The sequence below is a fragment of the Aeromonas sp. sif2416 genome, assembly GCF_019218665.1.
In the GTDB taxonomy this organism is placed as follows: Bacteria; Pseudomonadota; Gammaproteobacteria; order Enterobacterales; family Aeromonadaceae; genus Aeromonas; species Aeromonas encheleia.
Genome location: NZ_JAHUXC010000007.1, coordinates 47,289 through 61,633, shown reverse-complemented (window position 1 = coordinate 61,633; position 14,345 = coordinate 47,289). Strand labels below are relative to the sequence as shown.

Here is a 14,345-nt window from a genome sequence, read left to right as displayed (position 1 = left end):
AGCCGTAGCCGGGGCTGCCGGTCTTCTGACGCTAGGGGCATTAGCCGGTTTATCCCGGCCGGGAGCCTAGGCGGGGCGCCTTCTCCTGCCTCGTCAGGGGTTCCCGCCGTTCACCAGGTCGAGCGGGTGCGGCCTATGGGGTTGAACTCCTCGTCACGCAATCCCACCAGCAGCGTCTTGCCATCGGTCTGCAGCCGGAACTCGCCGTAGCGGGCCGCCTCGTACTGGGCGCCGCTGCCCTCCTCGAAGAAGAAGGCATCCGGCCCTATCCACCACTGGTTGTGCTGCCGGCGGACCTGCAACAGGCGCTGATCCCGGGTGGGGGCCTCGGGGTTGCCATCGGCCACCCAGTGCGCCACCTGATGCTCATCGAGCCGGATCACCAGGGTGTCGGTCGCCGGGGCAGCGTCTGGCGTCAGGCTCCCCAGCTGGCGAGCGAGCTCGTAGTTGAGGCGCATGTAGTCCCCCTGCATCAGGGAGCGGGGATCGACCGGCGCCAGCCGGAGCAGCACCACCTCGCCGCTGCGCATGGCGTGCTCGTAGCGCCAGACGGTGAAGTTGATGCCCGCCAGGATGGCGAGGCCGGTCAGCAGGAGGGCGAGTCGTCTCATGAGGGGATCTCCTTGCCGAGGATTTTCAGCAACTGGCGGGCGCCGAGCAGCAGGGCGCCCGAGCCCAGCAGCAGCCAGGATTTGGTCATCAGGGTCAGCCCCAGATCGTAGTAATAGAGGGAGCCAAAGCCGAGCAGCAGCAGGCCCGCCAGCGTCATCAGCCCCAGGCTGCCGGCATAGAAGCCGAGCACCAGCACCAGGGCACCGGCCCCCATGCCGGGGATGATGGCGCTGATCAGCACCAGCGGCAGGCCATACAGCAGCGGCAGCTTCAGCCGGACCATGACTCCGAGCAGCAGGGCGGCGCAGAGCAGGGGGTTGAGCCAGAGCGGCAGGCGGGAGTGGCCGAGCTCGTCGAGCATGCTGGCGCCCCCGTCCCACAGCGGATGGTGCAGCCGGCCCAGCACCAGCAGGGAGAGCGCCAGCCCCAGGGTGAGGGACTCATAGAGCTGGTGACGGCCGGGTTGGCGTTCGGCCAGCAGCCAGCAGGCGGTGAGCACCCCCATCACCAGCGGCAGGGCCAGCAGTTGCAGGCCGAGGCAGGCCAGCCCCAGCGTGAGCAGGATGGCGGCGGCGAAGCTGTGAAACAGCCGGATCAACCAGTGCTCGAACAGAGCGGCGATCCCTAGGGAGAGGGCACAGAGGCCGAGCCAGAGGATGGCCGAGTGCAGATCGACCCGATCGATGAGGCCATAGAGCAGCCAGGCATCGGCGGCCAGCGCCAGCGCCAGCACGAACTGATCCCAGAGATCGCTGCGCCTGGCCTTGCGGTTGAGCCCGAGGGCGGCGGCCATCAGGATGGCGCCCATGGCGAGGGCATGGTTGGCCTCCCGGATGACACCCTCGAAGGCCATAAACAGGAAGAACAGCAGGAAGAGCGCGGCCAGCCAGCCCACTATGCCGAGCAGGAAGCGGCTCGACCAGTGGGGTTGTTCATCGAGGGGCGCCTCACCCTCGACCAGACTGGCGGCCTGCAGCCGCTGCCAGGGAGTCAGCTCAGACATGGGACCTCCGTTGTTGTTGCAGCCAGCGGCTGGCCATGACCATGAAAGTCCGATGGCGATGGGATGGCCAGCAGGGGCGACCAGAGGATCGGCTCAGACATGGGACCTCCGTTGTTGTTGCAGCCAGCGGCTGGCCATGACAGAGAGGCCGATGGCGATCAGGCTCAGCAGCAGGAAGCCGTTCACATCGGGCTCCATCCACTTGCCAAGGGCTGCCAGGATGACGGCGATGAGGCTCAGGCACCCCATGGCGAGCCCGGCGATGAAACGACCGTGCCAGCGTGCATAGGCCGCGACCAGCCAGCCGAGCCAGAGTGGCCAGACCCAGGGGGAGGCGGCCTCGAACAGGGACAGCAGCGCCAGCAGGGTGACACCGAGCCCGGCGGCCAGGCCCGGCAGCCAGGAGGGCATCAGCCTGAAGCGGGCGGGCACCAGCAGGAGTGCGCCCCAGAGGGTGGCGTTGAACAGGGTGAGGCTCCAGCCGAGCGCCTCCTCATCGAAGGCGAAGAAGAAGTCGAACAGGCCGAGCCGCCAGTAGAGCACCAGCGCCAGCTGGCCGAGCAGCCAGCAGAGGGTCCAGAGCAAGGGGCTCCGGCCGAGGGCGGCCAGCGGCATCAGCAGCAGGGTCCAGGTGGCAAACAGCTGCCAGGGATCGGCGCCGGTCTGGTAGGTCTGGCCCACCAGGGCCAGCAGGGCGCCGATGTTGAGCGCCACGGCCAGCAGCAGGGCCTGGCGCGGGGTGTCCGCCAGCGGCTTGCGCCACAGCAGCACCAGCATGGCGAGCAGGGGCAGCTCCAGCAGGGCGAGGCGGGACAGGCGGCCCAGCTCCTGCCAGTTGAAGGCGACGAAGAACACCAGCCCGGCGCCGAGGCAGAGGCTGCCGAGCCAGAGCAGCAGGCGATCGAACAGCCACTGCCAGCGCGCGCTGGCGGGGGGCAGCTCCAGCAGGGCCAGGGCCGCCGGCAGGTTGGCCGGGGCGAGGCGGCCGCGTCTGACCCAGTCGAGTAGCGTCTGTCTTGAGGTGGGGTGCATGGCAAGGCTCCTGAAAGCAGGTCGAAACCGGGGTTTGACGCATTATGGCACGGCGCCGCGGCCCGGGGCAGGCCCCGCCTGGGCGGGTGCGACAAGGGCCTGCGGTCACGAGGGCACAAAAAAAGCCCCGACCTGAGGAGGGGGCTCGATGATGCCAGGGGGCTGGCTATGTCTTGGCGGCGTGCAGGCGTTCTGGGTCAGTGCTCACGCCGACCCCGGCGCCTTGGGCCGACGCCGGTCAGACGAACAGCAGGGTGCTGATCCCCAGCCCCACGAAGAGGATGGCGCAGGCGATGCGGATCCCCTTGAGCGGCAGCTTGTCGGCGCCGAGCTTGCCGAGCAGCACCACGGGCACGTTCGCCAGCATCATGCCGAGGGTGGTGCCGGCGATGACCTGGGTCAGGGAGTCGTACTTGGCCGCCAGCAGCACTGTGGCTATCTGGGTCTTGTCACCGATCTCGGCGATGAAGAACAGCACGAAGGTGGCCATGAAGGGGCCGTACTTGTCGAGGGAACTCTCCTCGTCGTCCATCTTGTCCGGCACCAGGATCCAGACCGCCATGGCGATGAAGGCCGCCGCCACCAGGTAGGTCATGATCTTGGGATCGAGCCAGTTGCTGATGAACCCGCCTATCCAGGCCGCGCCCGCATGGTTGAGCAGGGTAGCCACCAGCATGCCGGCGATGATGGGCCAGGGTTTGCGAAAACGACAGATGAGCAGTAACGCCAGCAGCTGGGTCTTGTCGCCGATTTCGGCGATGGCCACGCTGAGGGTTGAGGTTAACAAGGCTTCCATAAAAATAACCGGGGGACGGAATTGTTATAAACCAGAGACAAGCCTGCGCCATCCGTCCCCGGTATTGGCACTGGCCCGTCAAAGGTCTTGTCAAATCCGGCATTGCCCGGATCATCCTGACCATGGTGAGTTGGCACCAAGTATGTTGATCAGGATCGCGCGCGGCATTTGGGGCGCCGCGGCGAGACTACTCCCCCTCGATGGGAGCGGGCATTCTAGGGAAAAAGCGCAGGGGAAACAAGGGGGGATTAACCACCCACCAGCTTGACGCCGAAGCCGGCCTTCTCCAGCTCGGCCTTGATAAGCTCCCGCTTGTCACCCTGGATCTCGATGATGCCATCCTTCAGCCCGCCGCCGGTGCCGCACTTCTTCTTGAGCAGGGTGGCGATGGTTTTTTGCTGGTCGGCGGGCACCCCATGGATGGTGATGACGCCGGCGCCCTTGCGTCCCTTGGTCTCGCGTCTGATGCGCACGGTGCCGTCGATGGGGAAGGGGGAGGCGCTCTGGACCGAGGCTGGTTCCTTGATCATGCCGCCGTCCGTGCTGTAGACCAGGCGGCTGTTGTTGTCTGGAGTCATGGCATTTCTTGTCTGGGTTAGCTGAGCAAAGTTTGATTTTACGCAAATTGTGGTTGAAGACCCAGCTTATAATGCCGTATCAAAAGAGAATCATTGTTATTTAACTTCAGGGGTCAGTCATGGTACTCACGCAGTTGTCGCCGGGGCAGAGTGCTCGCATCAAGAACATGAACCATCTTGGCCGCGCCTTGCGCCGCAAGCTGATGGTGATGGGCCTGCTGCCCCAGACGGAAGTCATCTACCTGCGGGCGGCGCCGCTGGGTGACCCGCTCCAGATCCAGTGCCAGGGCATCTGTCTCTCCATGCAGAAGAGCCTTGCGCAGCAGATCGAGGTCGAGCCGGTATGAGCTACTCCCTGGTAACCGTCGGTAACCCCAACAGCGGCAAGACCTCCCTGTTCAACGCCCTGACCGGCTCCCGCCAGCAGGTGGGCAACTGGAGCGGGGTCACGGTCGACAAGAAGATGGGCGAGTTCTCCGCCGCCGGTCATGACTATCAGCTGATGGACTTGCCCGGCATCTATGCCCTGGCCAACCAGGAGGCGAGCCTGGACGAGCAGATCGCCAGCCGCTTCGTGCAGGGCCAGCAACCGGATCTGCTGCTCAACGTCATCGATGCCGCTAACCTGGAGCGCTCCCTCTACCTCACCCTGCAACTGCGCGAGCTGGGCCTGCCCATGGTGGTGGTGCTCAACAAGATGGATCTGCTGCAAAAGCGCCGGGTCACCATAGACGAGACGCTGCTCAGCCAGGCGCTCGGCTGTCCCGTGGTGTCGCTGTCGGCCCACAACCGCCAGCAGGTGGCGGCCTTCAAGGCGCAGATCCACCAGTTCATCGGTCAGGCGCAACCCGCCCTGGTGCTCGATTATGGTCAGCCGCTGGAGCATGACATCGCCGAGCTGGAGAGCCTGCTCGCCCCCCATCACCTCGCCTCGCGCGGTCGCGCCCTGCGCCTGCTGGAGGAAGATGACATCATGCAGGAGACCCTGCTGCCGGGCCAGCAGGCCGCGGCCAGCAACCTGGTCAAGCGGGCCCATCATACCCAGGACATCGACCTGCAGCTGGCGGACCTGCGCTACGGCCACATCCATCACTGGAGCCAGCAGGCCTGCCAGCAGAAGGGCCGGCTCACCATCGCCCAGAGCGAGCGGCTGGATAGGGTGCTGCTCAACCGCTGGGTCGGCATCCCCTTCTTCCTGCTGGTGATGTACCTGATGTTCATGTTCGCCATCAAGGTGGGCAGCGCCTTCATCGACTTCTTCGACATCATGGGGGGCGCCCTGTTCGTGGACGGGGTGCACCACCTGCTGGGGCTGATCGCGGCCCCCGACTGGCTGGGGGCCGTGCTGGCGGACGGCATAGGCGCCGGCCTGCAGACGGTGGCCACCTTCATCCCGGTGGTGGGCTGTCTGTTCCTGTTCCTGGCGGTGCTGGAGAGCTCCGGCTACCTGGCCCGCGCCGCCTTCGTGGTGGATGCCCTGATGCGCCGCCTCGGCCTGCCCGGCAAGGCCTTCGTGCCCATGTTGATGGGCTTTGGCTGCACCGTGCCGGCGGTGATGGCCACCCGCACCCTCAACTCGGAGCGGGAGCGGTTGATGACCACGACCATGGCGCCGTTCATGTCCTGCGGTGCCCGTCTGCCGGTCTATGCCCTGTTCGCGGTGGCCTTCTTCCCGGCATCCGGCCAGAACCTGGTGTTCGGTCTCTACCTCATCGGCATCCTGGTGGCGGTACTCACCGGCTTGCTGCTGCGCAGCACCCTGCTGCCGGGCAAGAGCGACTCCCTGGTGATGGAGATGCCGGACTACGAGTGGCCCCGTCCGGTGGACGTGGGGATCCGCACCTGGCAGAAACTCAAGGCGTTCATCTTCGGGGCGGGCAAGACCATAGTGCTGATGGTGGCGGTGCTGAGCGTGCTCAACTCCCTGGGGACAGACGGCAGCTTCGGCAACCAGGATCAGGAGCGCTCAGTGCTGAGCAAGCTCAGCCAGGCGGTGACTCCTGTGCTGCACCCCATAGGCGTGCGGGAAGAGAACTGGCAGGCCACGGTCGGCATCCTGACCGGCATCTTCGCCAAGGAGGCCGTGGTCGCGACCCTCAACAGCCTCTATGCCGGCGGCGGCGATGACGAGGAGGCGGCGGAATACTCCCTGCTGGGCAGCCTGCAGGAGGCGCTCGCCACCATCCCCGCCAACCTGGCGGACATAGACCCGACCGATCCCATGGGGCTCAAGGTCGGGGAGCTGGAGGATCAGCAGGCCGCCGCGCAGGCGCAGGAGGTCGATACCTCCACCTACGGCAACATGCAGACCCACTTCGACGGGGCGGCCGGTGCCTTCGCCTACCTGCTGTTCGTGCTGCTCTACATGCCTTGCGCCGCCGCCATGGGCGCCCTGGTGCGGGAGACCGGCCGCCAGTGGGCCCTGTTCACCGCCGCCTGGTGCAACTACATGGCCTTCCTGTGCGCCACCGTCTTCTATCAGGCGGCCACCTTCGCCGCCCACCCCGAGCAGAGCCTGCTCTGGATCGCCAGCTACGGCCTCTCCCTGCTGCTGCTGTGGTGGGTCGGTCGGCGCCACGGTGACATAGTCGCCCGCAAGGTGGTGGCTCTGTGATGGATTATTGTCGGGAGGTACAGCCATGATATTGCGAGAGTTGGGAGACTACCTGGCCACCCAGAAGAGGGTGAGCCGACGGGAGCTGGCTCGCCACTTCCACACCTCGGAAGATGCGGTAGAGGCCATGCTCGGGGTCTGGATGCGCAAGGGACGCGTCACCAAGCAGGAGAGCCAGCAGTGTGGCGGCAGTTGCTGCGGCAAGAGCCTGGAGGTGATGTTCGAGTGGTGTGAACCCGGCCGGATCGGCCTGATCCAGCGGTGTTGATCCCCGAACATCTGCGCGCTTCATGAGTAAAAAAGGACCCGCCGATGGCGGGTCCTTTTTGTTTTCGTGCCGTGCCCGGAGGGCGGCCCGGGCTCACAGCGCGGCCAGCATCTCCTGGGTGACCAGCACTATGCCCTGCTCGGAGCGGTGGAAGCGGCGGGCATCTTCGCAGGCGTTTTCCCCCACCACCAGCCCATCCGGCAGCTTGCAGCCCTTGTCGATCACCACCCGGCGCAGCCGGCAACCGGCCCCTATCTCGACCCCGGGGAAGATCACCGCCTGATCCAGGGTGCAGAAGGAGTCGACCCGCACGTTGGTGAACAACACCGAGCTCACGATGAAGGAGCCGCTGACGATGGTGCCGCCGGAGAACAGGGAGTTGATGGTCATGCCGTGCTGGCCGTTCTGATCCTGCACGAACTTGGCGGGGGGCGTCATCTTCTGGCTGGTCCAGATGGGCCACTCCTGATCGTAGATATCGAGCTCCGGGGTCACCGAGGCGAGATCCATGTTCGCCTCCCAGAAGGAGTCCACCGTGCCCACATCGCGCCAGTAGGGGCGTTGTTGCGGGTCGCCACCGACGCAGGAGAGGCTGAACGGGTGGGCATAGGCGGTGCCCTCCTTGACCACCCGCGGGATCACGTCCATGCCAAAATCGTGGTGGGAGTCGTCGTTGGCGAGATCCTCTTCCAGCAATTGGTAGAGATACTCGGCCTCGAAGATGTAGACCCCCATGGAGGCCAGCGCGGTGTCGGCCTTGCCCGGCATGGCGGGTGGGTCGGCGGGTTTCTCGACGAAGGCGTGGATCTTGCGATCCTCATCCACCGCCATCACGCCGAAGGCGCTCGCCTCCTGGCGGGGCACCTCGATGCAGGCCACCGTCACCCTGGCACCCAGGTTGACGTGATCGAGCAGCATGGCGGCGTAGTCCATCTTGTAGATGTGATCCCCCGCCAGCACCACCACGTATTTGGGGCCGTGATCGCGAATGATGTCCAGGTTCTGATAGACCGCATCGGCGGTGCCGCGATACCAGTTGACCTCATCCACCCGCTGCTGGGCGGGGAGCAGGTCGATGAACTCGTTCATCTGGTAGCGCAGGAAGGACCAGCCCGATTGCAGGTGACGCAGCAGGCTGTGGGACTTGTACTGGGTGACCACGCCGACCCGGCGGATGCCGGAGTTGATGCAGTTGGAGAGCACGAAATCGATGATGCGGAACTTGCCGCCGAAGTGCACCGCCGGTTTCGCCCTGTTGTCGGTCAACTGCTTGAGGCGACTGCCCCGCCCTCCTGCGAGAACCAGGGCCATGGTCTCGTTCAGCAGCTGTCTGGATTTTGCTGTATTGGCAGGTTGTAACAACATCGAGTACCCCTTTGTTGATATATCTCCTTGATTGTGCCTCCTTTGAAGCCTACGCGAAAGGGCTTTCATGCGAGCTCGGGATTCAAATTGATTTTTTTGTCATTTATGTGAGCGAGCGACACTGCCGAGAGGGGGATTGTGCGCCCAGTGGGCGTATGGAGAGTAAAGGGGCATGCGCAGAAGAGGGGGCGTCAGCGACGCCTTTGTTGAACACATAGCCGTCATGGCGGCTATGTGTTCACGGGGGAGGGGCAGTTCCTGACTAGAACAGCTCGTCCTTGTCATCCTTGGTGGGCTCCAGGCTCCAGCCGCTGGCATCCGCACTGTTGGCGAGGGAGCCCTTCTCCTGCCACAGCTTGATCTTGAGGCGCAAGTTGTTGGCCGAGTCGGCGTTCTTCACCGCCTCCTCCTCGTCGATCACCCCCTCGACCACCAGATCGAACAGGGTGCTGTCGAAGGTGACCATGCCGAGCGCCCTGGATTTCTCCATGATCTCCTTGAGGCTGCCAAACTCGCCGCGCTTGATCAGATCGCGGATGGTGTGGGTGCCGAGCATGACCTCCACCGCCGCCCGCCGTCCGCCGTCCGTGGTCTTCACCAGCCGCTGGGAGACGAAGGCCTTGAGGTTGTTGCCCAGATCGTTGAGCAGCTGGGGGCGGCGCTCCTCCGGGAAGAAGTTGATGATGCGATCCAGCGCCTGGTTGGCGTTGTTGGCGTGCAGGGTGGAGATGGCGAGGTGCCCGGTCTCGGAGAAGGCCAGCGCATGCTCCATGGTCTCGCGGTCGCGGATCTCGCCGATCAGGATCACATCCGGTGCCTGGCGCAGGGTGTTCTTCAGCGCGGCATGGAAGCTGCGGGTATCCACCCCCACCTCCCGCTGGTTGATGATGCTCTTGCGGTGGCGATGAACGAACTCCACCGGATCCTCGATGGTGATGATGTGGCCGCTGTGGTTGCGGTTGCGATGGTCGATCAGCGCCGCCAGCGAGGTGGACTTGCCGGAGCCGGTGCCGCCGACGAACAGCACCAGGCCACGTTTCTCCATGATGGTGTCGAGCAGCACAGGGGGCAGCTTGAGATCCTCGAAGCGCGGGATCTCGGTCTTGATGTTGCGCGCCACCAGGGAGACCTCGTTGCGCTGCTTGAAGATGTTGATCCGAAAGCGCCCTATCTGGGGCAGGGAGATGGCGAGATTCATCTCCAGCTCCTTCTCGAACTGCTGCTTCTGCTCCGAGTCCATGAGATCGGCGGCGATCCTGGCCACCTCACCCGGCTCCAGGCTGGTCTCGCTCAGGGGGCGCAGGGCGCCGTTGAACTTGGCGCAGGGCGGCGCACCGGTGGAGAGGTAGAGGTCTGAGCCATCCTGGCTGGCCAGCGTCTGTAGCATGTCTCGCAATTCCATGTTTTGCCTCGTCGCTCAAAGGGATGCGGTGGTTATCGATGTGGTTGAGTGTATAGCGTCAGGCACCGGTGAGTTTCTCGCGAAACACAAAAAACACCGCCCCCAGGATGCAGAGCCCGGCCCAGAGGTAGTCCCACTTCAGGTCCTCTTTCAGATAGAAGATGGAGAAGGGGACGAAGACCGTCAGGGTGATCACCTCCTGCAGTATCTTGAGCTGGCCGACCGTCAGCACAGTGTGGCCGATGCGGTTGGCGGGCACCTGCAACAGGTACTCGAACAGGGCGATGCCCCAGCTCACCAGGGCGGCGATGATCCAGGGTTTGTGATTCATGCTCTTGAGATGGGCATACCAGGCGAAGGTCATGAAGACGTTGCTGCAGATCAGCAGGCCTATGCTGGTGATGATTGGGTTCATTAGGTTCTCCTTTAAAATCAATCGCATTTTATCTCTTCTTTGCGGGTTTCCATAAGTGGGGCCAAGGGGTATTTTTAGCTCACCAGGATGGCACAACAAAGGTTGGACAGGGATGGGCAAGGCAAGCTGGGGAGTGCTTGGTCTGCTGTTTAGTTGCCTGGCGCAGGGAGCGCCGACGCTGACGGTGGCGACCGACGTCTGGCCGCCGTTTCGCATGCTCGGCCAGGATGGGGAATTCCAGGGCCTGGATATCGATATCCTGCGCCAGTTGCAGGCCCGCAGCGGCATCCGGCTGGAGATCAAGCGGGTGCCCTGGGGACGGGCCCTCAAGCAGATGCAGAGCGGTCAGGCCGACTTGATGATAGGGCTGGCCCATACCCGGGAGCGGGCCGCCTTCATCGACTACCTGCAACCGGCCTACTACCAGTGTCGCCCGGCGTTTTACGGCAAGGCGGCGGCGGTCTCCGCCCTGCACCGCTACGACGATCTGCAGGGGCAGGAGGTGGGCTATGTGCTCAACTCGGCCTATTTCGCCGCCTTCGACGGTGACGAGCGGCTCGACAAGCACGGGGTGCCGACCGAGGATCAGCTGCTGCGCATGGTGGCGCGCGGCCACCTGCCGCTGATGATAGGTACCGACTGCCAGGTGGACTACGCCCTGCGCCAGCACAACGAGGCCGGCCTCATCAAGGCGGCCTATCGCCCGCCGCACCCTGTGATGCTCTATCTGGGGATGAGCAAGCACTCACCCCATCAACCTCTCAGGCAGCCGCTGGCGCTGGCGCTGCAGCAGATGATCGCCAGCGGCGAGATAGAGGCGCTGGCACGGGCTTACCATCCTTGACCTCGGGTGGCAACTCGCTGTTATCATGCACCTTTCGCGCTGGCTCCCGACCCGGGGCCGGCCCTTGTCTCACTCCGGGGATCCCCTGTGTATCTCGCTCTCGTCCATCGCCAGCAGCGCTGGCAGCGCCGCTGGCTGCTCGTCCTGTCGCTGCTCGTCCTGTCGCTGTTCCTGCTGTCCCTCGCCTGGGGGGAATTCCTGCTGCTGCCCTGGCACCCTCTGGGTGAGCTGGAGCAGCGCATCCTGCTGGAGCTGCGCCTGCCGCGGGCCCTGTTGGCCCTGCTGGCGGGGGCGGCGCTCGCCTGTGGCGGCGCCGTGCTGCAGGTGATGTTGCACAATCCGGTGGCCGAGCCCGGCCTGCTCGGCGTGTCGAGCGGGGCCGGACTCGCGGCCATGGTGGCGATGGCGGTGGCGAAATCCCTCGGCGTCTACCTGCCGGGCTGGGGACTGTCGCTGGCCGCCTTCGGCGGCGCCCTGCTGGTGACCATGCTGCTGATCCGGCTGGCGCGGCGGGCCAGGCTAGGCCACACCAAATTACTGCTGTTCGGGGTCGCCATCGGCATCCTCACCAACGCCGCCATGACCTGGCTGATGTACTTCGCCGACGATGGCTCCCTGCGCGAGTTCATGTTCTGGATGATGGGCAGCCTCTCCTATGGCAGCCAGCAGCTGGCCTGGTGGTGGCTGGTGCTGCCGCTGACCCTCGGCTGGCTCTGTTGGCAGGGGCGGGCCCTGCAACAGCTGCTGCTGGGGGAGGCCCAGGCGCGGCTGATGGGGCTGGATGTGGACAGGGTGCGGGTGCGGCTGGTGCTGGCGGTCTGCCTGCTCACCGGCCTCGCGGTCTCCCTGTGCGGCGTCATCGGCTTCGTCGGCCTGGTGGTGCCCCATCTGCTGCGGCTGTGCGGCGGCAGCGATCAGCGCTTCCTGCTGCCCGCCTCGGCGCTGGGGGGCGGCGCCCTGCTGCTCGGCGCCGATCTGCTGGCCCGCTCGGTGCTGAGCGCCGGCGAGCTGCCCATCGGCGTCATCACCGCCTCGGTCGGGGCCCCGCTCTTTATCTACCTGCTACTGAGGCAAGATGCCGATGCCTGATCTGGCTGGATCCTCCCTGCTCGAGGCACGAGGCCTCAGTATTCCCGCGCGCCTGGCGCCGCTCGATCTCGACTGGCAAGGCGGTCAGCTGGTGGCCCTGCTCGGCCCCAACGGCAGCGGCAAGTCGACCCTGCTCGGCGCCCTGGCCGGCATACTGCCCGCCGAGGGCACGGTGCGGCTCGGCGGTGAGGCGATCGCCGACCTGAGCTGGCCCGAGCTGGCCAGGCGCCGCGCCATGCTGCCCCAGCGCCAGCCCCAGCTGTTCCATATCCCGGTGTTCCAGGTGCTGAGCCTGGGGCTGGATGAAGGCACTGAGCCCGAGGTGCGCAACCGGGCGGTGGCGAGCCTGTGCGAGGCGCTCGAAGTGGAGGCGCTGCTGGCACGAGACTTCAGCCGCCTCTCCGGCGGCGAGCAGCAGCGGGTGCTGATCGCCCGCACCCTGTTGCAGCTGTGGCCCAGCCTCAACCCGGACGGGCGGATACTGCTGCTGGACGAGCCGCTGGCGGGGCTGGATCTGCATCATCAGCTGGCGCTGCTGCGGCTGCTCAAGAGCCTGGCCCGGCAGGGCTTGCTGGTGGTGCTCGCCATCCACGACATCAACCTGGCCATCGACTGGGCGGATCGCATCCTCTGTTTGCAGCAGGGGCGGCTGGTGAGCGAGGGGGGGATCGCGCTTATCGACGAGGCCCTGCTGGAGCGGGTGTTCCAGATAAGGACGGATCGCATCGAGGCCGGTGGCCGGGTCTGGTTTATGCCGAGCCTGTGAGGGGTGGCTTGGCGTAGGTTGGTGCTGAGCCCAACGTTGATTAACAGCGAAGCCCAACGTCGGTCGACAGCGAAGTCCAATGTATCTAGGTTCGCCGGGCAAAACAGGTACGCGTGGTGGGTTACGCCGCTGCGCGGCTAACCCACCCTACGACAATGACGACAGCAGCTTCACGCCGCAGCGAGAGCTTGCGGTGAGGTGAGCCGGAAAAGAGAAAGGGCCAGGCATCTATGCTGCCTGGCCCTTTCGTATTGAGCCGCTTGCTTAGCTTGAATGCTTACTCAACCGTACCTGTGCGGCTTCGGCCAGCATGGCCAGCAGGGTCTCGGTGTCGTTCCACGCAAGATAGACAGGCATCGGTGATGTGCTGGCTGAAGGGTGATGACGCAGCCGTTACCGCAGGTTTGCTTTGCTCAGCCGTACCTGTGCGGCTTCGGCCAGCATGGCCAGCAGGGTTTCTGTGTCTTCCCACGACAGGCAGGCATCGGTGATGCTCTGGCCGAAGGTGGCGGCGCAGCCGTTCTCCACGTCCTGACGCCCTTCCACCAGGAAGCTCTCGGCCATGATGCCGGCGATGCCGGTGCGGCCACGGCGCAGCTGATCGCAGATGTCCTGCGCCACCAGCAACTGACGGCGGTGATCCTTCATGCTGTTGCCGTGGCTGAAGTCCACCACCAGCCGCTCGGGCAGGCCGACATCGGCCAGGGCCTCGCAGGCCTCGTCGACGCTGGCGGTGTCGTAGTTCGGCCTGTGGCCGCCACGCAGGATCACGTGGCCATAGGGGTTGCCGGCGGTGCGGTAGATGGTCATCTTGCCGTCCTTGTCCGGGGAATAGAAGATGTGGCTGTGGCGGGCGGCGCGTACCGCATCGATGGCGATGCGGGTGTTGCCGTCGGTACCGTTCTTGAAGCCGACCGGGCAGGAGAGGGCGGAGGCCATCTCGCGGTGCACCTGGGATTCGGTGGTGCGTGCGCCTATGGCGCCCCAGGTGATGAGGTCGCTGATGTACTGGCCGGTCACCATGTCGAGGAATTCGGTGGCGGTGGGCATGCCCATAGCGTTGATGTCCACCAGCAGCTGACGGGCCAGCTTCAACCCTTCATTCACGTCGAAGCTGCCGTCGAGGCGCGGATCGTTGATCAGCCCCTTCCAGCCGACTATGGTACGCGGCTTCTCGAAATAGGTGCGCATGACGATGCAGAGGCTCGCCTTGTATTGCTCGCGCAGCTGGTTGAGGCGCTGGGCGTATTCGCGGGCGGCGGCCGGGTCGTGGATGGAGCAGGGGCCGACGATGACCAGCAGGCGCTGATCCTCACCGGCCAGAATGGCTTCTACATCGCGGCGGGCATCCAGCAGGTTCTGGGCAATGCGGTCGTTGATCGGGAAGGCGTGCGCGAGTTCGCTCGGAGTGATCAAAGACTCCAGACGGCGGGTGCGCAATTCATCGGTGTGAATGGACATACGACTCAATTCTCGGGTGGTGGCGTGGATAGGGATGCCAAAAATGCAAGGGGATAAAATAAAGCAAAACACGCCGGATGGAAACCTTGGCGGGCTCTGT

15 protein-coding genes are annotated in these 14,345 nt (G+C 65.0%); 6 read left to right on the top strand and 9 right to left on the bottom strand.

All coding sequences use genetic code 11. The annotated features are described in order from the left end of the window. Positions 1-110: 110 nt before the first annotated feature. The 5 genes from KW821_RS14100 to KW821_RS14080 form a co-directional block, all read right to left on the bottom strand. Entirely contained in the window at positions 111-611 is a 501-nt protein-coding gene (locus KW821_RS14100; RefSeq protein WP_218291895.1) for a GDYXXLXY domain-containing protein, read from the bottom strand. Beyond that, positions 608-1,615 carry a DUF4401 domain-containing protein gene (locus tag KW821_RS14095; protein WP_218291894.1) on the bottom strand — a complete coding sequence of 336 codons (1,008 nt, stop codon included), beginning with the start codon at positions 1,613-1,615 and terminating at the stop codon, positions 608-610. Before KW821_RS14095 ends, KW821_RS14100 begins: the two co-directional genes overlap by 4 nt. A gap of 93 nt (positions 1,616-1,708) precedes the next feature. Beyond that, positions 1,709-2,647 (bottom strand): DUF2157 domain-containing protein, encoded by a 939-nt coding sequence (locus tag KW821_RS14090; protein WP_218291893.1) that lies wholly within the window; start codon positions 2,645-2,647, stop codon positions 1,709-1,711. 238 nt (positions 2,648-2,885) lie between these two features. Next, positions 2,886-3,443 carry a TMEM165/GDT1 family protein gene (locus tag KW821_RS14085; RefSeq protein WP_042654685.1) on the bottom strand — a complete coding sequence of 186 codons (558 nt, stop codon included), beginning with the start codon at positions 3,441-3,443 and terminating at the stop codon, positions 2,886-2,888. Between the two features lie 248 nt (positions 3,444-3,691). Then, a complete protein-coding gene (locus KW821_RS14080; protein ID WP_218291892.1) occupies positions 3,692-4,021 on the bottom strand; it encodes a translation initiation factor in 330 nt (109 codons plus the stop codon). 119 nt (positions 4,022-4,140) lie between these two features. Here KW821_RS14080 and KW821_RS14075 point away from each other — a divergent pair, with 119 nt between their 5' ends. Genes KW821_RS14075 through KW821_RS14065 form a run of 3 tightly spaced genes read left to right on the top strand, consistent with a single transcriptional unit; the run spans position 4,141 to position 6,903 of the window. Continuing rightward, entirely contained in the window at positions 4,141-4,368 is a 228-nt protein-coding gene (locus KW821_RS14075) for a FeoA family protein (RefSeq protein ID WP_042654687.1), read from the top strand. Further along, positions 4,365-6,635 (top strand): Fe(2+) transporter permease subunit FeoB, encoded by a 2,271-nt coding sequence (feoB, locus tag KW821_RS14070; protein ID WP_218291891.1) that lies wholly within the window; start codon positions 4,365-4,367, stop codon positions 6,633-6,635. Before KW821_RS14075 ends, feoB begins: the two co-directional genes overlap by 4 nt. Before the next feature lie 25 nt (positions 6,636-6,660). Then, complete coding sequence (locus KW821_RS14065; RefSeq protein ID WP_042654689.1) at positions 6,661-6,903, top strand: FeoC-like transcriptional regulator; 243 nt, start codon at positions 6,661-6,663, stop codon at positions 6,901-6,903. Between the two features lie 93 nt (positions 6,904-6,996). Here the strand turns inward: KW821_RS14065 and glgC are convergent, their stop codons facing one another. The 3 genes from glgC to KW821_RS14050 all read right to left on the bottom strand — a co-directional run bounded on the left by glgC (position 6,997) and on the right by KW821_RS14050 (position 10,085). Next, entirely contained in the window at positions 6,997-8,268 is a 1,272-nt protein-coding gene (gene glgC, locus KW821_RS14060) for a glucose-1-phosphate adenylyltransferase (RefSeq protein WP_218291890.1), read from the bottom strand. 262 nt (positions 8,269-8,530) lie between these two features. Then, the gene (gene tapW / locus KW821_RS14055) at positions 8,531-9,670 is read right to left on the bottom strand and encodes a type IVa pilus ATPase TapW (protein ID WP_042654691.1); all 1,140 of its coding nucleotides are present in this window, start codon (positions 9,668-9,670) and stop codon (positions 8,531-8,533) included. Between the two features lie 58 nt (positions 9,671-9,728). Beyond that, positions 9,729-10,085: a DMT family protein gene (locus KW821_RS14050; protein ID WP_042654692.1), complete on the bottom strand. Its 357-nt coding sequence runs from the start codon at positions 10,083-10,085 to the stop codon at positions 9,729-9,731. A 112-nt stretch (positions 10,086-10,197) separates the two neighbouring features. Here KW821_RS14050 and KW821_RS14045 point away from each other — a divergent pair, with 112 nt between their 5' ends. From KW821_RS14045 to KW821_RS14035, 3 genes are all read left to right on the top strand, one after another. Continuing rightward, complete coding sequence (locus tag KW821_RS14045; protein ID WP_218291889.1) at positions 10,198-10,929, top strand: ABC transporter substrate-binding protein; 732 nt, start codon at positions 10,198-10,200, stop codon at positions 10,927-10,929. An 87-nt stretch (positions 10,930-11,016) separates the two neighbouring features. Then, on the top strand, positions 11,017-12,018 hold the full coding sequence (gene btuC, locus KW821_RS14040) for a vitamin B12 ABC transporter permease BtuC (protein ID WP_042654694.1): 1,002 nt from the start codon (positions 11,017-11,019) through the stop codon (positions 12,016-12,018). Further along, positions 12,005-12,784 carry an ATP-binding cassette domain-containing protein gene (locus KW821_RS14035; RefSeq protein WP_218291888.1) on the top strand — a complete coding sequence of 260 codons (780 nt, stop codon included), beginning with the start codon at positions 12,005-12,007 and terminating at the stop codon, positions 12,782-12,784. The genes btuC and KW821_RS14035 overlap by 14 nt, the downstream gene beginning before the upstream one ends. A 393-nt stretch (positions 12,785-13,177) precedes the next feature. Here the strand turns inward: KW821_RS14035 and KW821_RS14030 are convergent, their stop codons facing one another. Further along, positions 13,178-14,245 (bottom strand): 3-deoxy-7-phosphoheptulonate synthase, encoded by a 1,068-nt coding sequence (locus KW821_RS14030; protein ID WP_218291887.1) that lies wholly within the window; start codon positions 14,243-14,245, stop codon positions 13,178-13,180. Between the last annotated feature and the right edge of the window lie 100 nt (positions 14,246-14,345).